The organism is Sphingomonas sp. MJ1 (PH-R8), from assembly GCF_048058635.1.
In the GTDB taxonomy this organism is placed as follows: domain Bacteria; phylum Pseudomonadota; class Alphaproteobacteria; order Sphingomonadales; family Sphingomonadaceae; genus Sphingomonas.
On sequence record NZ_JBBEFX010000007.1, the window covers coordinates 93,963 to 113,625 of the forward strand.

Annotated in this window: 19 protein-coding genes; 7 read left to right on the top strand and 12 right to left on the bottom strand. The window is 68.3% G+C overall.

The genetic code is table 11. The features are described 5' to 3' along the window. Position 1: 1 nt before the first annotated feature. Genes VPH46_RS08275 through VPH46_RS08310 form a run of 8 tightly spaced genes read right to left on the bottom strand, consistent with a single transcriptional unit; the run spans position 2 to position 5,818 of the window. Positions 2 to 871 carry a class I SAM-dependent methyltransferase gene (locus tag VPH46_RS08275; protein ID WP_416610391.1) on the bottom strand — a complete coding sequence of 290 codons (870 nt, stop codon included), beginning with the start codon at positions 869 to 871 and terminating at the stop codon, positions 2 to 4. Continuing rightward, entirely contained in the window at positions 868 to 2,271 is a 1,404-nt protein-coding gene (gene thrC, locus VPH46_RS08280; protein WP_416610393.1) for a threonine synthase, read from the bottom strand. The genes VPH46_RS08275 and thrC overlap by 4 nt, the downstream gene beginning before the upstream one ends. A gap of 40 nt (positions 2,272 to 2,311) precedes the next feature. Beyond that, positions 2,312 to 2,926 carry an SURF1 family protein gene (locus VPH46_RS08285; protein ID WP_416610395.1) on the bottom strand — a complete coding sequence of 205 codons (615 nt, stop codon included), beginning with the start codon at positions 2,924 to 2,926 and terminating at the stop codon, positions 2,312 to 2,314. After that, positions 2,923 to 3,348, bottom strand: a complete 426-nt coding sequence (locus tag VPH46_RS08290; RefSeq protein ID WP_416610397.1) for a DUF983 domain-containing protein — start codon at positions 3,346 to 3,348, stop codon at positions 2,923 to 2,925. The genes VPH46_RS08285 and VPH46_RS08290 overlap by 4 nt, the downstream gene beginning before the upstream one ends. Beyond that, entirely contained in the window at positions 3,308 to 4,219 is a 912-nt protein-coding gene (locus tag VPH46_RS08295; protein WP_125959330.1) for a cytochrome c oxidase subunit 3, read from the bottom strand. The genes VPH46_RS08290 and VPH46_RS08295 overlap by 41 nt, the downstream gene beginning before the upstream one ends. A 32-nt stretch (positions 4,220 to 4,251) precedes the next feature. Beyond that, entirely contained in the window at positions 4,252 to 4,785 is a 534-nt protein-coding gene (locus tag VPH46_RS08300) for a cytochrome c oxidase assembly protein (RefSeq protein WP_416610399.1), read from the bottom strand. Then, the gene (locus VPH46_RS08305; protein ID WP_416610401.1) at positions 4,782 to 4,928 is read right to left on the bottom strand and encodes a hypothetical protein; all 147 of its coding nucleotides are present in this window, start codon (positions 4,926 to 4,928) and stop codon (positions 4,782 to 4,784) included. The genes VPH46_RS08300 and VPH46_RS08305 overlap by 4 nt, the downstream gene beginning before the upstream one ends. Continuing rightward, entirely contained in the window at positions 4,913 to 5,818 is a 906-nt protein-coding gene (locus VPH46_RS08310; RefSeq protein WP_416610403.1) for a heme o synthase, read from the bottom strand. Before VPH46_RS08310 ends, VPH46_RS08305 begins: the two co-directional genes overlap by 16 nt. A gap of 79 nt (positions 5,819 to 5,897) precedes the next feature. On the opposite strand from VPH46_RS08310, the gene VPH46_RS08315 reads away from it, so the two are divergent. Beyond that, positions 5,898 to 6,581, top strand: a complete 684-nt coding sequence (locus VPH46_RS08315) for a DUF2490 domain-containing protein (protein WP_132883330.1) — start codon at positions 5,898 to 5,900, stop codon at positions 6,579 to 6,581. A gap of 80 nt (positions 6,582 to 6,661) precedes the next feature. On the opposite strand, the gene ctaD is transcribed toward VPH46_RS08315, so the two are convergent. Then, entirely contained in the window at positions 6,662 to 8,326 is a 1,665-nt protein-coding gene (gene ctaD / locus VPH46_RS08320) for a cytochrome c oxidase subunit I (protein WP_239434411.1), read from the bottom strand. 3 nt (positions 8,327 to 8,329) lie between these two features. After that, the gene (gene coxB, locus VPH46_RS08325) at positions 8,330 to 9,538 is read right to left on the bottom strand and encodes a cytochrome c oxidase subunit II (RefSeq protein ID WP_416610406.1); all 1,209 of its coding nucleotides are present in this window, start codon (positions 9,536 to 9,538) and stop codon (positions 8,330 to 8,332) included. A gap of 165 nt (positions 9,539 to 9,703) precedes the next feature. Between coxB and pyrE the strand changes: the two genes are divergently transcribed. From pyrE to VPH46_RS08350, 5 genes are read left to right on the top strand one after another with little or no spacing between them, the layout of a single operon-like run. Continuing rightward, positions 9,704 to 10,288: an orotate phosphoribosyltransferase gene (gene pyrE, locus VPH46_RS08330; RefSeq protein ID WP_416610408.1), complete on the top strand. Its 585-nt coding sequence runs from the start codon at positions 9,704 to 9,706 to the stop codon at positions 10,286 to 10,288. Then, entirely contained in the window at positions 10,285 to 11,013 is a 729-nt protein-coding gene (locus tag VPH46_RS08335; RefSeq protein ID WP_416610410.1) for a pyridoxine 5'-phosphate synthase, read from the top strand. Before pyrE ends, VPH46_RS08335 begins: the two co-directional genes overlap by 4 nt. Beyond that, positions 11,010 to 11,429: a holo-ACP synthase gene (acpS, locus tag VPH46_RS08340; protein ID WP_416610411.1), complete on the top strand. Its 420-nt coding sequence runs from the start codon at positions 11,010 to 11,012 to the stop codon at positions 11,427 to 11,429. Before VPH46_RS08335 ends, acpS begins: the two co-directional genes overlap by 4 nt. Then, a complete protein-coding gene (gene lepB, locus VPH46_RS08345) occupies positions 11,426 to 12,295 on the top strand; it encodes a signal peptidase I (protein ID WP_125959322.1) in 870 nt (289 codons plus the stop codon). The genes acpS and lepB overlap by 4 nt, the downstream gene beginning before the upstream one ends. Next, positions 12,292 to 13,389 (top strand): AI-2E family transporter, encoded by a 1,098-nt coding sequence (locus tag VPH46_RS08350; protein ID WP_239434417.1) that lies wholly within the window; start codon positions 12,292 to 12,294, stop codon positions 13,387 to 13,389. Before lepB ends, VPH46_RS08350 begins: the two co-directional genes overlap by 4 nt. A 40-nt stretch (positions 13,390 to 13,429) precedes the next feature. Here the strand turns inward: VPH46_RS08350 and VPH46_RS08355 are convergent, their stop codons facing one another. Continuing rightward, entirely contained in the window at positions 13,430 to 15,121 is a 1,692-nt protein-coding gene (locus VPH46_RS08355; RefSeq protein WP_416610413.1) for a dipeptidyl-peptidase 3 family protein, read from the bottom strand. Positions 15,122 to 15,153: 32 nt separating this feature from the next. After that, the gene (gene pepN, locus VPH46_RS08360; RefSeq protein WP_416610415.1) at positions 15,154 to 17,760 is read right to left on the bottom strand and encodes an aminopeptidase N; all 2,607 of its coding nucleotides are present in this window, start codon (positions 17,758 to 17,760) and stop codon (positions 15,154 to 15,156) included. A gap of 106 nt (positions 17,761 to 17,866) precedes the next feature. Between pepN and VPH46_RS08365 the strand changes: the two genes are divergently transcribed. Further along, positions 17,867 to 19,621: a M28 family metallopeptidase gene (locus VPH46_RS08365; RefSeq protein WP_416610417.1), complete on the top strand. Its 1,755-nt coding sequence runs from the start codon at positions 17,867 to 17,869 to the stop codon at positions 19,619 to 19,621. Positions 19,622 to 19,663: the final 42 nt, after the last annotated feature.

Here is a 19,663-nt window from a genome sequence, read left to right on the forward strand (position 1 = left end):
GCTAGCGCCGCCACCGGGCGAAGATGGCGGTGGGGAGGGTCAGGCCGCGGGCTTCCTCGCGAACGCCGAGCTCGCCGCATTCCACCGTGCCGCCCAGATCCGCGAGCGTCTGGCGCAGCAACTCGCCGATCGCGAGGGCGGACATGCGCACCGCGTAGACGGTGAGGAACAGGAAGCGGGAGTTTTCGTCCAGCAGCTGGCGGCAGTCGGCGATGAGGCCCGGGAGATGGTCCTCCAGCTTCCACACCTCGCCATTGGGGCCGCGGCCCCATTTGGGCGGATCGAGCAGGATGCCGTCGTAGCGGCGGTTGCGACGCACCTCGCGTGCGACGAACTTGCTGGCGTCCTCCACCAGCCAGCGCACCGGCAGGTCGGTCATGCCCGAGAGCACGGCGTTGCCGCGCGCGGCCTCGACCGACTTCTTGGATGCGTCGACGTGCACCATCCGGGCGCCGGCCGAGGCGAGCGCGAGGGTGCCGACGCCGGTATAGCCGAACAGGTTGAGGCACTCCGGATCCTGCGCACCGTCCAGCTGCTCGCGCATCCAGCTCCACACCGGCGCCATGTCCGGAAAGAAGCCGAGGTGGCGGAACGGCGTGTTCTGCGCGGTGAAGCGAACCTCGTTCCAGGCGAGCGGCCAGCCCTCGCGCGGTACCGGCTTGTCGAATTGCCAGCGGCCGCCGCCTTCCTCGTCCGATCCGGGCACGAACTCGCCGTGCGCATCCCAATCCGGGGAGGCCGGTGCCCACATCGCCTGCGGCTCAGGACGGATGAAGCGATAGGGGCCGTAGCGCTCCAGCTTGCGGCCATGGCCGGAGTCCACCAGGCCATAGTCGGGCCAGGGCTCCCCGATCAGGCTGACGAGCTTCACGCGCGCGCCACCGCACGCTCGGCGATATAGCCGGTCACCGCTTCGAACGTGGCGGGCAGGCGGTCGCAGCGTTCCTCGCGCTCGAACAGGTCGCCGACGCGGGCGGGCAGGGCCGGCCGGTGGCCGGTCGCGCGCTCGACCGCGTCGGGGAACTTGGCCGGATGGGCGGTGGCGAGCGTGACGACGGGAACCTCGGGGGCAATGTCCAGCTCCCGCGCGGCGGCGAGGCCGATGGCGGTGTGCGGGTCGATCAGCTCGCCCGTGCGCTCGCACGCCCAGCGCATGGCGCCCATCATGCCGTCCGCGTCGATGCGTGCGCTGGTGAAGAGAGCAGCCGCACCGTCTCGGTGCGCGCCGCTCAGCTGCATCGCGCGGCTGGTCTCGAACCCCTGCATCTGCAGCGCGAGTGCCGCTCCGTCGCGGCCGCCGAGATCGTGCAGCAGCCGTTCGAAGTTGGAGCTCACCTGGATGTCCATCGACGGCGTGTCGGTGGCGGTGACGGTGCCGGTGGAATAATCGCCCGCCGAGAGCGCGCGGTGGAGGATGTCGTTGACGTTGGTCGCGACCACCAGCTTGGCCACCGGCAGGCCCATGCGCTGTGCGACATAGCCTGCGAACACGTCGCCGAAATTGCCGGTGGGGACAGAGAAGGCGACCGGCCGCTCGGGCGCGCCCAGGCGCACGGCGGTGTAGAAATAATAGACCACCTGCGCCATCAGCCGGGCCCAGTTGATCGAGTTCACTGCCGACAGGTGGAAGCGGCCGGCGAAATCCGGTGCGTTGAACATCGCCTTCACCAGCGCCTGCGCGTCGTCGAAGCTGCCGTCGATGGCGATGTTGTGGACGTTGGGCGCGAGCACGGTCGTCATCTGCCGCCGCTGCACGTCGGAGACGCGGCCATGCGGGTGGAGCATGAAGATGTCGACGCCGGTGCGGCCGGCAAGCGCGTCGATGGCCGCCGAGCCGGTGTCGCCCGAGGTTGCGCCGATCACCGTCACATGCTCCGACCGGCCGGTCAGGAAGCGTTCGAACAACAGGCCGAGCAGTTGGAGTGCCACGTCCTTGAACGCGAGCGTCGGCCCGTGGAACAGCTCCAGCAGCCAGTGGCGATGGTCGAGCTGCACGAGCGGGGTGACCGCGGCATGCGCGAAGCAGGTGCCATAGGCGCGCTGGCAGAGGTCGCGCAGCTCGACTTCGCTCAGGCTGTCGCCCACGAAGGGGAGCATCACGCGTACCGCCGTCTCCGCGTAGGGGAGGTCGGCGAGGTCCGCGATCTGCTCGCGCGAGAGCGTCGGCCACGCCTCCGGCACGTAGAGTCCGCCGTCGGCGGCCAGCCCTGCCAGCGTCGCGCCCTCGAAATCGAGGACCGGCGCATTCCCCCTGGTGCTCACATAGCGCATGCGGAGGCGTTAGCCCCCCGGCCGGGAGGGCACAAGCGCGTCAGCCCTTCAGGCGCCGCCGAAGTGCCAGCGCATAGATGGCAGCCGCAATCGCGGCGAAGGCGAACCACTGCACGGCATAGGCGAGATGGTTGTTGGGGACGTCGGCGGGATCGGGCTGGTGGCTGGGCGCAAGGCCGGGTGGGGGCGTCTCGGCGACGATCATCCACACCTTTGCCGCCCGCGCGCCGAAGGCCGCGGCAATGGCGGGCGTGCCGGTCGGGGCTTGTGTCAGCAGGCCCGTGACCCGGCCCCCCTGCCACCCGGGGCGCAGCTTGGGATCGTTGCCGACGCCCATGTCGGCGCGGAACGTCGCGGTGTGCAGACCGGTCTTGCAGTGGGCGATGTGGCGCCACCCGGGGGTGCCGTCTTCGGTGCGACCGGCGCTGACGCTCCAGTCTGTCACCGCGAGGCATTGCGCGGTGACGCGGCGGAACTGCAGATCGTCGGTGGGGGCGCGGGGAAGGGGGAGGACGTCCTTTCCGGCGTTGGCGGTGAAGCGGGCGATCATCGCCTCCTTCTGGTCCCCCCGGTGGAGCTGCCAGAAGCCGAAAGCGAGCATCGCGGCCACCGCCAGCAGCACCGCTGCAGTGGCGACGGCGGGAAGCCGCCTCATGGCTCGTCGCTCGTCAGCCGCGCCTCGCGCGCGGCGTTGCGATACTCCAGCGCGAGCAGCAGCGCCTTGGTGAAGCGCAGCGACACCGCCACGCCGCCCAGGGTGAGCGGCAGCCACAGCACCACGTGCAGCCACGTCGGCGGCGAGAAGAGCAGCTCGACCACGACGGCGAGCACCGTCACCAGCGTGCCGATGCCCATCGTCAGGAACACCGTGGGGCCATCGCCCACGTTGAACTGGAGGAAGTCGAGGCCGCAGTTGGTGCAGCTGGGGGCAAAGGCGATGAAGCCGGCAAACAGCGTCTTCGCCCCGCAGCGCGGGCAAAGCCCGCCGGTCGCGGCCGCCAGGGGTTCCGGCGGCGTGCCGGCGGGGCCGGTCACGTCAGCCTGCGTGGACCGGCGCGCCCCATCCGCCCCAGACATAGACGGTGACGAACAGGAACAGCCAGACCACGTCGACGAAGTGCCAGTACCAGGCCGCCGCTTCGAAGCCGAAATGCTGCCGCGGCGTGAAGTCGCCCTGGTACACCCGCACCAGGTTCACGATCAGGAAGATCGTGCCGACGATGACGTGAAAGCCGTGGAAGCCCGTCGCCATGTAGAAGGCGGAGGTGTAGTTGATCGTCCCGAACGGGAAGGGCGCGTGGGCATATTCATACGCCTGGATGCACGAGAACAGCAGCCCGAGCACGATCGTCAGCCACAGGCCCTTCTTGACGCCATCGTCCTCGCCGACGCCGAGCAGGCCCCACAGGCCAACGCGGCGGCCACCGCGCTGCCCGTGGATCAGCGCATGATGGGCCCAGGTGATCGTCGTGCCCGAGAGCAGCAGCAGGAAGGTGTTGAGGAGCGGAAGCTGGAACGCGTCGAGGACCTCGATCCCGGCCGGCGGCCACTGCGCCGCGAGTTGCGACGCGGAGTCGATCAGCGAGACGCCGTCCTCATGGTTGAACTGGACGGCTGCCGGGAACAGCGCGAAATCGAACCAGGCCCAGAACCAGCCCAGGAAGAACATCACCTCGGAGGCGATGAAGAGCACCATGCCGTAGCGCAGGTGAAGCTGCACGACGGGGGTATGATCGCCGGCGCGCGCTTCGCGGATCACGTCGGCCCACCACAGGCCCATGCAGGCCAGAACCGCGATCAGGCCGGCGCCGAATACCAGGCCGCCATAGGCCGCATCGCGCATGTACATGATGCCGCCCACGGCCAGCACCAGCGCGGCGAAGCTGCTCAGCATCGGCCACGGGCTCGGCGGCAGGATGTGATAATCGTGGTTCTTGGTTCCGGCCATCGTCGTCCCCATCCTCTCTTGTCCGCAAAGGTCTAGCTTGGCGTTCGGGGGGAATCCACCGGGTAAAACGTATAGGACAGGGTGATCACGCGCACGTCGCGGGTGTCGGGATCGCTCGCGAGCTTGGGATCGACGTAGAAGATCACGGGCATCCGCACCTCCTCGCCCGGCTGGAGCGTCTGCTCGGTGAAGCAGAAGCACTGGATCTTGGTGAAATACTTGCCCGCCTGGGCGGGGGTCACGTTGAAGGTGGCCGTGCCGGTGATCGGGCGGTCGGTCAGGTTCTTGGCGGTGAAGAACGCCATGTCGCGCGCGCCGATGTCGATCGTCTCGGCCGGTCGCTCGGGTCGAAAGCGCCACTTGAGGTTGGGCGCCACGTTGCTGTCGAAGCGCACGGTGACCTTGTCGCCGATGCCGCCGGGCGCCAGCTCGCCGCGCTGCGTGGTGCCGTTCAGCCCCGTCACCTGGCAGAAGACGCGGTAGAGGGGCACGCTCGCCCAGCCGAGACCCGTCATCGACACGGCGGCAAGGCCGGCGAACAGTGCGGTGCGGCCGTTGCGGGTCACATCATCCCCGCCTGGATCTTGACGATGCTGATCGCGAACACGAGCACCACCAGCGCGCCGAGCAGCCAGGCCATCACCTTCGCACGCGATCGCTGGCGGGCGCGAACCAGGGCTTCCTCCTCCGGCGTCACGGCAGCAGCCACCGGTCGACGACCAGCGCGCCGAAGACGACGAAGAGGTAGAGGATCGAATAGCCGAACAGCCGCTTTTCCGGCTGCATCGTATCGCCCTCGGGTGCCGTCGTGCGCCGAGCCACGCCCAGCGCGAACCAGCCGAACACTGCGGTCATCGCAACCGACACCACGCCATAGATCGGGCCGGCGAGGCCAAGCGGCCAGGGGGCGATCGCGGCCAGCGCCATGGGGATGGTGTAGAGGCCGATCTGGGTACGGGTCGTGCGTTCGCCGGCCACCACCGGCAGCATCGGCACGCCGGCCGCCGCATAGTCCATGCGGACGAACAGCGCGAGGGCCCAGAAGTGCGGGGGCGTCCACAGAAACACCAGCGCGAACAGCAGCAGCGGCAGCAGCGCGATCTCGCCAGTCGCCGCCGCCCAGCCGATCAGCGGCGGGAAAGCACCGGCCGCGCCGCCGATGACGATGTTCTGCGGCGTGCGGCGCTTCAGCCAGACGGTGTAGATCAGCACATAGAAGAGGATCGAGACGGTCAGGATCGCGGCGGCGGCCAGGTTGATCGCCAGCCCCATCAGCGCGACCGAGAACACCGCAAGCCCGACACCGAAATGCAGCGCCGACTGCCGGTCCATGCGCCCGGCGGGGAGCGGACGGCCGCGGGTGCGCTTCATGTGCGCATCCAGATCCGCCTCGTACCACTGGTTGAGCGCGCCTGCCGCACCGGCACCGAGCGCAATGCACAGGATCGCGGTGAAGCCGAGCACGGGATGGATGCCGACGGGGGCGGCGAGCATGCCGCACAGGCCGGTGAAGACCACCAGGGTCATCACGCGCGGCTTGGTGAGGGCGAGGAAGTCCCGCCAATCGGCGGGCATCGTCAGGGAAACTGCGGTCGTCATGGGCTGCGTCCGTGTATAGTCCGGCGGACGCCGCCGCGAAAGGGTTGCCGCCACCCCCTGCGGCGATACAGGAGGCGGCATGCGAACTCTTCTAGCCTGCGCGGCCCTCGCTGCCGCCATCTCCCCGACCCCGGCGCTCGCCCGGACGACGCAGGACGAGCAGGTCTGGATCAACGTTACCGTCACCGGATCGGCCAAGGACGACCTCCTCTACTTCGTCGAGGCACAGCCGCGGCTGATGGAAGGATTGTCGGAGATGCGGCAGGCCCTCTTGCGGGGGGCGATCGGCTGGCGATTGAACGATCAGGTCAGCGTCTACCAGGGCTATGCCTATGTGGTGCAGCCGGTGGAGGGGCCCGCGCCCGACCGTGACGAGCACCGCAGCTTCCAGCAGCTGTCATGGACGCTGGTGCCGGGCGCGACCGAGCTGTCCTCGCGCACGCGATTCGAGCAGCGCTGGGTGGACGGCTTCAGCGACACCGGGCTGCGCGTGCGCCAGATGGCCCGCCTGGAGACGCCGATCGCCAGCGGGACGAAGCCGCTCAAGGCGCTCCTCTCCGCGGAAGCCATGTTCGCGCTCAACGACACCGACTGGGGCGCCCGCGGCGGCTTCGACCAGCTGCGCAGCTTCGTCGGCGTCGAGGTGCCGCTGAAGGGCAAGTCGACCATCGAGGCGGGATACCTCAATCAGTTGGTGAACCGCACCGGGGGCGAGACCGCGGTCAACCACGTGGCTTCGGTTAGCCTGTTCGTCCGCCCCTGACCTCCGGCGGCAGCGGATAAAGAAAACGCCCCGGGGAGGATGCTCCCCGGGGCGTTTTTGCTTGCGGAGGTGCTGGACGGTCAGTCGACCTTCGGCAGCGTCTCGAACTGGTGGTAGGGCGGCGGAGACGACAGCGTCCACTCCAGCGTGGTCGCGCCTTCCCCCCAGGGATTGTCGCCGGCGCGGCGGCCGCTTGCCAGCGACACGACCAGGTTGATCAGGAAGATCACGATCCCGACTGCCATGATCACATAGCCAATCGAGGCGATGTGGTTCCAGTACGCGAATGCGTCCGGATAGTCCGGGATACGGCGCGGCATGCCGTTGGCGCCCAGGAAGTGCATCGGGAAGAACAGCACGTTCACGCCGACGAAGAACACCCAGAAATGCAGCTTGCCGAGCAGCTCGTTGTACATCTTCCCCGACATCTTCGGGAACCAGTAGTAGAAGCCGGCGAACAGCGCGAACACCGCGCCCAGCGACAGAACATAGTGGAAGTGCGCCACGACATAGTAGGTGTCGTGCATGTAATCGTCGACACCGCCGTTGGCGAGGATGACGCCGGTCACGCCACCGACCGTGAACATGAAGATGAAGCCCAGCGCCCACAGCATCGGGGTCGGGAAGCGCAGCGAGCCGCCCCACATGGTCGCGATCCACGAGAAGATCTTGATGCCGGTCGGCACCGCGATGATCATCGTCGCGGCGGTGAAGTACATCTTGGTGTTCACGCTCAGGCCGGTCGTGAACATGTGGTGCGCCCACACGATGAAGCCGACGGCGCCGATCGCGACCATGGCATAGGCCATGCCGAGGTAACCGAACACCGGCTTGCGGCTGAAGGTCGCGACCACATGGCTGATCATGCCGAAGCCCGGCAGGATCATGATGTAGACCTCCGGATGGCCGAAGAACCAGAACAGGTGCTGGTAGAGCACCGGATCGCCGCCGCCGGCCGGATCGAAGAAGGTGGTGCCGAAATTGCGGTCGGTCAGCAGCATGGTGATCGCCGCGGCCAGCACCGGCAGCGACAAGAGCAGCAGGAAGGCCGTGACCAGCACCGACCAGGCGAACAGCGGCATCTTGTGCAGCGTCATGCCCGGCGCGCGCATGTTGAAGATGGTGGTGATGAAGTTGATCGCGCCCAGGATCGAGCTGGCGCCCGAGAGGTGCAGTGACAGGATCGCCATGTCGACGGAGGCCGAGGGCTCGCCATAGGTCGACAGCGGCGCATAGACCGTCCAGCCGGTACCCGCGCCGCCGAAGAAGGGCGAGGCGAGCAGCAGGATGCCCGAGGGCACCAGCAGCCAGAAGGACACGTTGTTCATGCGCGGGAACGCCATGTCGGGCGCCCCGATCATGATCGGCACGAACCAGTTGCCGAATCCGCCGATCATCGCCGGCATCACCATGAAGAACACCATGATCAGCCCGTGGGCGGTGATCATCACGTTCCAGAGGTGGAGCGACTCGTCGAGGCTCTGTTCCGACCCGGCGAGCCAAGTCGCCCAGCTGCCGAGATGCTGGATGCCGGGCTCCGCCAGCTCCCAGCGCATCAGGCCGGAGATGGCGCCGCCGACCACGCCCATGAAGATCGCGAAGATCAGGTAGAGGGTGCCGATGTCCTTGTGGTTCGTGGACAGGAACCAGCGCGCGAAGAAACCAGGGCGGTGGTCCGCATGATGGTCGTGCGAATCATGGGAGTGCGCCTCGAACGCAGACGGCTGCAGGGCGGTGTCGGTCATGGCTTACTGATCCACGTTGCCGGCGCCGGCCGGGTTGCCGGTTGCGCCCTGGGTGACGGGAGTGGCGGTTTCGGTCGCGTTGACGGTCGGACCGTCGCCGCCCGTGGGCGGGGTCGCGGTGTCGTCGACATGGTCGGCCGAAGGCTGCGCCGGCGCGGCGGTGGAGGGCTGGGCGGCGCCCGGCATGGTGCCGCCCTTGGCGCGGATCCAGGCTGCGAACTCGGCCGGGGAGACCGCGTCGATGGCGATCGGCATATAGGCGTGGCGCGCGCCGCACAGTTCGGAGCACTGGCCGAAATAGACGCCCGGCTCCTTGATGGTGAAGCTGGTCTCGTTCAACCGGCCGGGGATCGCATCGAGCTTCACCCAGAAGGACGGAATCGCCCAGCTGTGGATCACGTCGTTGGCGGTGGTGATCAGCCGGATCGGCACGCCGACCGGCAGCACGATGCGGTTGTCGGTGGCGAGCAGGCGCGGGCCGTCGGCATCGGTGCGGTAACGCTGGCCGGGCGCGACCTGGTCACGCTCCTTGAGCATGTTCGCAGTCACCGACACGCCGCCGTTGTCGGGATATTCGTAGGTCCAGAACCATTGGTTGCCGATCGCCTTCAGCGTGACGGCATTGTCGGGCGCAGGCTTGAACTGATGGGCGAGCAGCCGGATCGAGGGGACGGCGAACACGGCCAGGATCAGCACCGGCACCGCGGTCCACAGGATCTCGATCGTGGTGTTGTGCGAGGTGCGCGACGGGTTGGGGTGGGCGGCCGCGCGATAGCGGATCACCACCCACACGAGCAGCGCGAGCACCAGCAGGACGATGAGCGTGACGACCGGCATCAGCAGGTTGTTGTGGAAGCGGGCCGCCTCCTCGCCGTTGGGCGTCACCTGGTTCTGGATGCCGAGCACGCGCGGGCTCGGCTGGCCCTTGTTCTCGGTCGGGCGCAGCTTCGGGCTGCCGTCGGCGTTGAGCGTGGGATCGGCCACGGCTCCGGCCGGCTGGGCCGCACCGGCAGTGGCTGGAGGCGTGACGCTGCCGTCGGGCTGGGCTTCTGCGGATCCGGGAGGCGGCGCCCCCACCTGCGGTGTCGCTGCCTGCGTGCCCGTGCTCGCCGGCACCGCGGGCGTCGTCGCATGGCCGCCCGCTGCCAGCGCCAGACTGGCACCCAGCAAGGCCAGCTTCAGTCCGGAAAGCCCCATTCCAGCCATTCGCATCCCCATCCACCCGTTTTTGTCGCGCGGGCTTGCGCATCCGGAACCCCGAAAAAAGGCCCAGTTGAGGGGTATAGGCAGCGTTTTGCCGTGCCTCAAGCGCGTACCGGCTCTTTTTGCCGCGCCGATTGCCGCGCCGCACGGCTGCGCCTAGAGAGAGCCTCGACCATGACAGACGACGACATCCTGGCGGAATTCCGCGCGGCCGAGGCCCTGTTGGAAGGGCATTTCATTCTTTCTTCCGGGCGCCACAGCGCACGCTATCTCCAGTGCGCGCGGGTGCTGATGGATCCCAGGCGGGGCGCACGGCTGGCGGACGAACTCGTTGCCCGCTTGCCGAGCGACGTGCGCAGCGCGATCGACGCGGTGGTTTCGCCCGCCATGGGCGGCGTCATCGCGGGGCACGAGATGGGTCGGTCGCTGGGCCGCCCGGCGATGTTCCTGGAGCGGCCGACCGGCACGTTCGAACTGCGCCGCGGCTTCCGCCTCGATCCGGGTACGCGCGTTTTGATGATGGAGGACGTCGTCACCACCGGTCTCTCCTCGCGCGAAGCGATCGCGTCGATTCGGGCCGCTGGCGGGCAGGTCGTCGCGGCTGCGGCGCTGGTGGACCGCTCCAACGGCCAGGCGGACCTGGGCGTGCCCTTCTATCCGCTGATCCGGCTCGAGGTTCCGAGCTACGAGGCGGACGCCCTGCCGCCGGAACTGGCGGCGATCCCCGCGATCAAGCCCGGGAGCAGGGCTGCGGCGTGACGGGGCCGATCCGCCTAGGCGTCAACATCGACCATGTCGCGACCGTCCGGAACGCGCGCGGCAGCGGCTATCCCGATCCCGTGCGCGCGGCGCTGCTGGCGGCAGAAGCCGGTGCCCAGGGCATCACCGCGCACCTGCGGGAGGATCGCCGCCACATCACCGATGCCGACATCGCGCGCCTCTCTGCCGAGCTGCCGGTGCCGCTGAACCTGGAAATGGCGGCGACCCAGGAGATGCTCGGCATTGCGCTGCGCCATCGTCCCCATGCCGCATGCATCGTGCCCGAGAAGCGCGAGGAGCGCACCACCGAGGGTGGGCTGGATGCGGCCGGCCAGTTCGACGCCCTGGCGCCCATGGTGGCGTCGCTGCGGGATGCGGGTATCCGCGTGTCGCTGTTCATCGAGCCCGAGGCGGCGCAGATCGACGCCGCGGTCCGGCTGGGGGCGCCGGTGGTCGAGCTCCACACCGGCCGCTATGCGGAGCTGGACGAGGCCGCCCGGGAAGTCGAGCTCAAGCGGCTTGCTGACGCCGCGGCGCTGGCCGCCAAGAACGGCATCGAGGTGCACGCCGGCCACGGCCTGACCTTCGACAATGTCGTGCCGATCGCCGCCATCCCCCAGGTTCGCGAGCTCAACATCGGACATTTCCTGATCGGCGAGGCGATCTTCGACGGTCTGGCCCCCGTGGTCGCGCGGATGCGCGCGCTGATGGACGCGGCGCGGTGATCGTCGGGCTCGGCTCCGACCTCTGCAACATCGAGCGCATCCAGAATTCGCTCGACCGGTTCGGTGATCGGTTCATCCAGCGCGTCTTCACCGAGGTGGAGCAGGCCAAGGCCGCACGCCGGCCGTTCACCCGCGCCGGGACCTTCGCCAAGCGCTTCGCCGCCAAGGAGGCCTTTTCGAAGGCGGTCGGCACCGGCTTCAACCGCGGCGTGTTCATGCGCGACATTGGCGTGGTTAACGCGCCCTCGGGCGCACCGACCCTGGCGCTTTCGGGCGGAGCCAAGGCGGCGCTCGATGCGTTGATCCCGCCGGGGCACGTCCCCAAGATTCACCTGACGCTCACCGACGACCATCCCTGGGCGCAGGCGTTCGTTATCATCGAGGCGCTGCCCGGCGCCCAGCAGGAAGTCCGATGACCGGAGAGGACCTGGCGCTGCCGTCCGAAACCCACCAGCCGTCCAAAACGACGCGTCGACCCACAGACTGGGGGGCGGAGATCCGCAACCTGCTGGTGCTGGTCCTGGCCGTGCTCGGCTTTCACAGCCTGGTAGCCAAGCCCTTCTACATCCCGTCGGAATCGATGATGCCGGGGCTGCTGGTCGGCGATCGCCTGGTGGTGACCAAATACCCCTATGGCTATTCGTTCGTCACCCCCGCCTTCCACCTGCTGCCCTTTTTCCACGGCCGGCTGTTCGGCAGCCTGCCGGAACGTGGCGACGTCGTGATCGTGACGCCGCCGGGCACCAAGACCGACTATATCAAGCGTGTGATCGGCCTGCCGGGGGACCGGGTGCAGGTGTCGGGCGGCATGCTCTACCTCAACGGCAAGCCGGTCGAGCGGCATGCGGCCGGCGACCGGATGATCCCGGTCGACGCCAACACCCACTGCCCCGCCGGTCAGTATCCCGATGCGCAGGTGCGCAATGCAGCGGGCGAAGCATTCTGCCGCCTGCCGATCTATCGCGAGACGCTGCCCAACGGGCGATCCTATGACACGATCGATGCGGTACAGGGCTCGATCGGCGACAATTTTGGGCCGATCACCGTGCCTGCCGACCACGTCTTCCTGATGGGGGACAATCGCGACAACAGCGCCGACAGCCGCTTCTCGCTGGCGGACCAGGGGCTGGGCGGTCCCGTGCCCTGGGAGAACATCGGCGGTCGCGCCGAATTCATCACCTTCTCGCTCGACGGGACGACGAGCCTGAATCCGTTGACCTGGTGGTCCTCACTGCGCAGTGGCCGTGCGGGAACCTCGCTGCATCCGGAACGCGCCCAATGAGCAAGCACGACGGGGTGGAGGTCGAGCGCGCGCCCGGCCCGAACGAGCTGCGCGATCCGCTGGTGCGAGCGGAGCTGCGCCGCGCCTCCGTCTGGTTCGGCCTGGCCATCGCCGCCGGCCTGGTGGTGTTGCTGATCCAGCCGCTGCTCATCATCTTCGGCGGGCTGGTGTTCGCCGCGATGCTGGACGGCGGCGTGCGGCTGCTCGGGCGCGTGCTGCCGATCGGGCGCGGGCTGCGGCTGATGATCGTGGTGCTGCTGGCCCTCGCCTTCATCCTCGGCACCTTCTACCTCACCGGAGTCCAGATCGCCGCCCAGGCCGAGCAGTTGCGCTCCACCCTGGAAGTCCAGGGCAACCGCCTGATCGCCTGGGCGAACGGCATGGGCCTGATGCCCGGGCGATCCGACCTGAGCGGGATCGTCCAGCAGGCGATGGGATCGGTGGGTCGGCTGACCTCCGCGGTCGGCACGGTGTTCGGCGCGTTCACCAGCCTGTTCATGATCATGGTCATCGGGCTGTTCGTCGCGATGGAGCCGCGCATCTACGACCGCGGCCTTCAGTGGATGGTGCCGGTCGGCAATCGCGCCGAGTTCGCCGTCACCATCAACCGCATGGCCACGACCATGCGCCGGCTGCTCGCAGGCCGGCTGGCCGGAATGCTGTTCGAAGGCGTGCTCACCTGGCTGCTGCTGTGGATCGCCGGCGTGCCCATGGCGCTGCTGCTGGGCATCATCACGGGCTTGCTCGCCTTCATCCCCAACATCGGCGCGTTCATCAGCGGCGTGCTGATGGTGGCGGTGGGCTTCAGCGCCGGCGTCGACACCGGCCTGTGGGCGATCGTCATCTATTTCGTGGTGCAGACCTTCGACGGCTATGTGCTGCTGCCGATCGTGGCCCGTCGCACGGTGGACCTGCCGCCGGCGCTGACGCTGTCCTCGCAGATTCTGGCATCGACGCTGTTCGGCATCCTGGGTCTGGCGCTCGCCGATCCGATGGTGGCGATGATCAAGGTCGCGCTGGAGCGGGAGTCGGAGCGTGCCGCCAAGGCGGGCATCCGGATGAACGAAGAAGACGAAGCGCAGGCACAGGCTTGAGGCGGAAGAGGGGAGGCGACGGATACGCCTCCCCATCCGGTCAGATGCTGGTCGGGTAGATCGGCTGGATGTCGACGGGGATCGCGGTCATCGTGCCGACGACCTTCTGCGCATCGGCATCGAGTTGCTGCCAGCGCGACAGCATCGCCTTGGCGCCGGCATAGTCGCCATTGCCCTGCACCACGATCATGTCGCGGAGCAGGTCGCGCAGCCCGGCTTCCATCTTGGCGTCGTCGATGCGGAAGCGGCCGGCACCCGCGTCCCAGGCGAAGGCGCCCTTGTCGCGCAGGTAGCCGTATTGCATCGCAGCCCCGCGGCCATGCGCCTCTGCCGTGCCGAAGCGCATCGCGCGGAACACGCCCGCCAGATAGGTCGAGAACAGCTGCGGCTTCTCCGCGACCGGCAGCTCGCCCTTGTTCATCATGAACAGGATGTTCCACACGCCCATCACGTCGGCCTTGGCCTCTTCCAACGCCGAGGCCTGTTCCTTCAGCTCCTCGTTCACGCTGGTCTTGCGGCCGTTCACCGTGATGTTGCCCGGCCCCAGGCTGTGCGACAGCTCGTGGAACAGGGTCTCGAGCTGCATGTACTTCTTGGCGACCAGCCCGGCCTGATCCGGCACCAGCACGAGCGGCGCCATAGGGGCCAGGATGCGGTCGTACTTGGCGCCCAGCACGTTGGAGAGGATTACCTTCTTCGCGCCCTTGGCCTCGCGCACCCGCTCGTCATTCGGCAGGTTGAAGGCGATGGTGCGGCCGCCATGCTCGTTGTCGCCGCCGCCGCGCACCTGCTCGGCGACTGCGATCGGAGATTCGAAGCCGCGCGTGAAGTTCTTGTAGCGCGCGTCGACCGGCAGGTTCGCTTCCATGTCGCGCAAGTGATGCTTGTACTTGTCGAGCGCGGCGGACTCCTCAGGGTCCTTGATCGTCACGAAGCTCTCGAACGCTGCCTTCGCGCCATAGAGCCGATCGGTATAGACCTCGTACGGCCCGATCGCGACCTCGATCGGCGTGTCCTTCAGGTCCATCCAGGCAAGCTCCGACTCGAAATAGTCATCGGTGCGGAACGCCTTCGCGCGCAGCGTCAGGAACCGCTTGAGGCTGGGGTTCGTGGTGACGGCCGCCGCCTGCTCGAGCAGCTTGGCCGCCGGCTCCAGCCATTCGCGATACTCCACCGAATAGGGCACCGCCTTCAGCTTGGTGCCGTCGCGCCGCACCACCGTGTAGAGGCTGGTGAGCGCTGCCTTCTCCGCCGGGTTCCGGGCGACATAGGCGTCGAACTCCTCGCGGGTCAGGTCCTCGGGATAGAAGCCGGCCCCCTCCGGCATCGGCTGGTCCCCCCAGAAGGGGCGCAGCTCGGCAAAGTCGTCCCACGGGCCCAGGTTGGCGTCGAACCAGTCGAGGACCAGCGGCTGATCCGCCCGGCGCATGCGCGAAATCACGAGCCGCGTCTCCGGATTGTGGACCGAGCGCTGGCGCAGGTAGATCGGCGTCATCAGGTCGGATGCCTGTATGAGCAGGTTCACCACCTGGCGCTCCTCGGCCGAGAGGAAGCCGGTGTCGGGCGCAATGTCGACCCGCGCGATCTTGGCGCGTTGCGCCTCCACCGAATAGCCATCGTCCTCGGTCGTGGACGGGATGGGTTTTAACGCGGTCGCGGACTGCGGGGAAACGCTCTGGGCCTGCGTGCAGGCGGTGGTGGCAAGCAGCGCAACGAGAAGCGGAAGACGCATAACAAACAACCTTGGTCGTGGAGTCCAGGAGATCAGGCGGCGAGGCTCTTGCTCACCTGCTCGAGCATGTCCTTCGACAGGCCGGGCGAGGCGAGGATTTGCTCCAGCGCGGCGCGCATCGCCTGCTGTCGGGCGGGATCGAAACGGCGCCAGCGGCCGAGCGGCGGCATCATCTTGGCCGCCGTCTGCGGGTTCAGCCGATCGAGCGCGATCAGCTGCTGCACGAAGAAGCGATAGCCGCGGCCGTCGGCTGCGTGGAAGGCGCGCTGGTTGACCCCGAACGCACCCACCAGCGCGCGCGCGCGGTTGGGGTTGGCCAGAGTGAAGTCGCGGTGGCCGGCGAGTTCCTCCACCCGCTCGGGCGTGTCGTCGCGGGTCGACAGCGCCTGGGTCGAGAACCACTTGTCCAGCACCAGCGGATTGTCGCGGTAGCGATTGTAGAAGATGTCGAGCGCGGCGACCCGCTGGTCCCAGGGGCCGTTCACCAGCGTCATCAGCGCGCCCTGCCGGTCCGTCATGTTGTCCGCCTGCTCGAACTGGGCGAAGGCGAGCTCGCCGATGTCGGGCGCGCCCGAGGCGGCGAGATAGCCGAGCGCCACCGTCTTCAGGCGGCGTTTGCCCTTGGCGTCCGGCGAATATTCGAACGCACCGCCGCGCGTATCCTCATAGGCCTGGCGCCAGTCGCGTTCGAGGGCGCGGCCGATGTCGCGGCGCAGGGCCTCCCGCGCGCGGAAGATTGCGTCCGGGTCCACGATCGGGAGCTGGTCGCCGATGAAGTTGTCGGAAGGGAGCAGCACCGCCTCCGCGACAAAGGCGCGGTCGAGCTCCGGGTTGCGCAGCGTCTCGCGCACGGCATCCACCACCGCGCCATGGTCGCCGCGCCCGCTCGCCACCGACGCGACAAGCGTGTCGAGCATCAGCTGCTGCATCGCCTCGTAGCGCGCGAAGGGATCGTCGTCGTGGCCCGAGAGGAAGGCCAGGTCTGCAGGCGTCCGGTTCGTGTCCACGATTACCGGTGCGGAAAAGCCGCGGTTGATCGAAAGCACCGGCCGCTCGGTGACGGCCTCGAAGCGCAGCGTCGCCTCCGCGTCCGACAGCAAGACGAGTTGCTCGTCGCCGAGCGGCCGGCCGGTGTTTCCGCCGAACAGCCGCAGCTTGAGCGGCAGCACCATCGGCAGCTTGTGCGGCTGGCCGGGCGTGGGCGGAACCGCCTGGGCGAGGTGCAGCGTCGCGGTGCCGCCGCCCGGCTCGTGCTCCAGCGTGGCGGTGACCCGCGGGGTCCCCGCCTGCGAGTACCAGCGGCGGAATTGCGCGAGGTCGACCCCGTTCGCCTCCTCCATGGAGGCGACGAAGTCCTCGCAGGTGGCGGCGGTGCCGTCGAAGCGCTCGAAGTAGAGATCGGTGCCGGCGCGGAAGCGCTGCGGGCCCAGGATGGTGTGGAGCATCCGCACCACTTCCGCGCCCTTGTTGTAGATGGTGGCGGTGTAGAAGTTGGAGATTTCCAGATAGCTGTCCGGGCGGATCGGATGCGCGAGCGGACCCGCGTCCTCCGGGAACTGAGCTGCGCGCAGGGAGCGCACGTCCTCGATCCGCTTGACGGCGGCCGATCCCTGGTCGGCGGAGAAGCCCTGGTCGCGGAACACGGTGAAGCCCTCCTTCAGGGAAAGCTGGAACCAGTCGCGGCAGGTGACGCGATTGCCCGACCAGTTGTGGAAATACTCGTGCGCCACGACGGCCGCGATCGCGTCATAGTCGTGGTCCGTCGCGGTATCCGGGTCCGCCAGGATGTAGCGCGAATTGAAGATGTTGAGGCCCTTGTTCTCCATCGCGCCGAAGTTGAAGTCGTCAACGGCGACGATGTTGAACACGTCCAGGTCGTACTCGCGGCCATAGACGCGCTCGTCCCAGGCCATCGACGTCTTGAGCGCGTCGAGCGCGTGATCGGTCTTGGCGAGGTCCTTTTCGCGCACCCAGATGGCGAGCTGCACCTCGCGACCGCTTGCCGTGACGAAGGTGGCGCGGTTGGCGACCAGATCGCCCGCGACCAGCGCAAAGAGATAGGACGGCTTGGGGAAGGGGTCGTGCCATTCGGCCCAGTGGCGGCCGTCTTCCAGGTCGCCGTGCGCGATCGGGTCGCCGTTGGCGAGCAGCACCGGGAAGCGCGCCTTGTCCGCGGTCATGCGCACCGAATAGCGCGCGAGCACGTCGGGCCGGTCGGGGAAGAAGGTGATGCGGCGGAAGCCCTCCGCCTCGCACTGGGTGCACAGGTTCCCACCCGAGGCATAGAGCCCCATCAGCTGGGTGTTGCGCTCCGGCGCGATCGCGACCTCCGTCTCCACGACATGGGCATCGCCGTCGAGGTCGACCACCAGCGCGTCGCCGTCCATGCGCCAGCGGTCGTTGCTGCCGGCCACCCCGTCGATCCCCACCGACAGCGGCTGGAGCCCGTCGCCGTCGAGGCGGAGCGGCCGGTCGTGGTCGCCGTTGCGCGTCACGTGCAGCTTCGCGCGCACCACCGTGCGTGCCGGATCGAGGTCAAACTCCAGCGCGATCTCCGACACCTGCCAGTCCGGCGCGCGATAGTCGCTGCGCAGGATCGGCGCGGGAGGCTGGTCGGGGGAACGGAGTGCGTCGGCCATCGGAAAACCCTTGCGGAGGCGGTCGGGGCCTGAGTGCGCGCGTGATTGCGTCGCACCGCGGCCCGCTGCATAGCCGACCCATATGCCCTCGACGCCAAGGATTCCAATGCTCCGTACCGTCCTGCCGCTCGTCGCCCTCGTCGCCACCGCTCCGATCGCATCCCCGGTTCTGGCCCAGAAGGCCAAGCCTGCGCCGGCCGCGCAGCCCGCCGCCGATGTTGCCCAGCGCAATGCCGCCGCGAACGCGCCGCTGCCCGCCGACCAAGCGGCGATGAAGGCGCATGTGCTGTTCCTCGCCTCCGACGCGTTGCGCGGGCGCGAGGCGGGTTCGCCGGAATATGACATCGCCGCCAACTATGTGGCGTCGCAATTCTATGCGGCCGGGCTGCGGCCGGCGGGCGACCAGGGCAGCTATCTCCAGAAGGTGCCGCTGCTGAGCTACAAGCCGGCCGACAAGGGTGGCGTCGCGATCGGCGGCGAGCCGCTCGTGTTCGGGGAGGACTATATCCCCGCCGGCAACCCTGCGACGCCGCAGCTGGCGGTGGACGCGCCGGTCGTGTTCGTCGGCTACGGCCTGGTCGCGCCGAGCATCGGCCGCGACGACTATTCGGGCGTGGACGTGAAGGGCAAGATCGTGGCGATCGTGCCGGGAACGCCCGACGGCCTGAACGGAGAGGAGCGCGCCCACTTCGGCAGCCCTGCCACCAAGGCCGCGATCGCCATGTCCAAGGGTGCGGTGGGCATCGTCACGCTGGAGACGCCGGAGGCGGCCAAGCAGCGGCCCTTCGCCAAGCTGGCCGAGAGCTGGAACCAGCCCCGCGTCACCTGGGTGAACCGCAACGGCATCGCCAACGTCCCCGCACCCTCCACGCCGACGCTGGGCATGCTCAGCCAGGCCGCGACCACCAAGCTGTTCGCGGGCGCCTCGACCAGCTGGGAACAGGTCGCGGCCGCGCTCAAGGGCCCGGAGCGGTTCGAGGCAATCCCGCTGCACAAGAACCTGTCCGTGCGGATGACCACCACCAGCACGCCCTTCACCAGCTACAATGTCGCTGGGCTGTTGGTCGGCAGCGATCCCGCAGTGGGGAGCGAGGTGGTCGTGCTGAGCGCGCACCTGGATCACGTCGGTGTCGGCACCGCGGTGAAGGGCGACAGCATCTACAACGGGGCGATGGACAATGCGGTCGGCGTCGCCTCGCTGATCGAGGAAGCGAAACGGTTCCAGGCCTCCGGGCAGCCGCCGCGGCGCAGCGTCCTGTTCCTGGCCGTCACCGCCGAGGAGAAGGGGCTGGTCGGCTCCGACTATTTCGCGAACAATCCCACGATCGCGAAGTCGGCACTGGTCGCCAACGTCAACCTCGACATGCCGATCATCACCTACAAGTTCACCGACGTGATCGCGTTCGGCGCGGACCGTTCGACGCTGGGGCCGATCGTGCGCCGCGCGGCCGCGATGGCGGGGGCGAGCTTCTCGCCCGATCCCATGCCGGAGCAGGGCCTGTTCGTGCGCTCCGACCACTACCGCTTCGTGCAGCAGGGCATCCCCTCGGTCTTCCTGTGGCCGGGTGAGGCCGGCGCGGGCAAGGCTGCGGTCGAGAAGTTCTTTGCCGAACATTACCACCAGCCCTCCGACGAGGTGGTGCAGGACCCGGCGATCGACTGGGAATCCGGCGTCCGCTTCATCAAGGTGAACTATCAGATCGCCCGCGACATCGCCGATGCGCCCGAACGGCCGGTCTGGAACCGGGGCGACTTCTTTGGGACCCTCTACGGCGGCATCGGGGCGGTCGAGCCCGTCGAAACGCCCAAGGAAGAAGCGCCGAAGGGGCGCGCTAACCTGCGACAATCGGTTACAAAGTAGCGATTGCCAGCCCGCGGAGGCGACGGCTAACAAGGCCCCGTC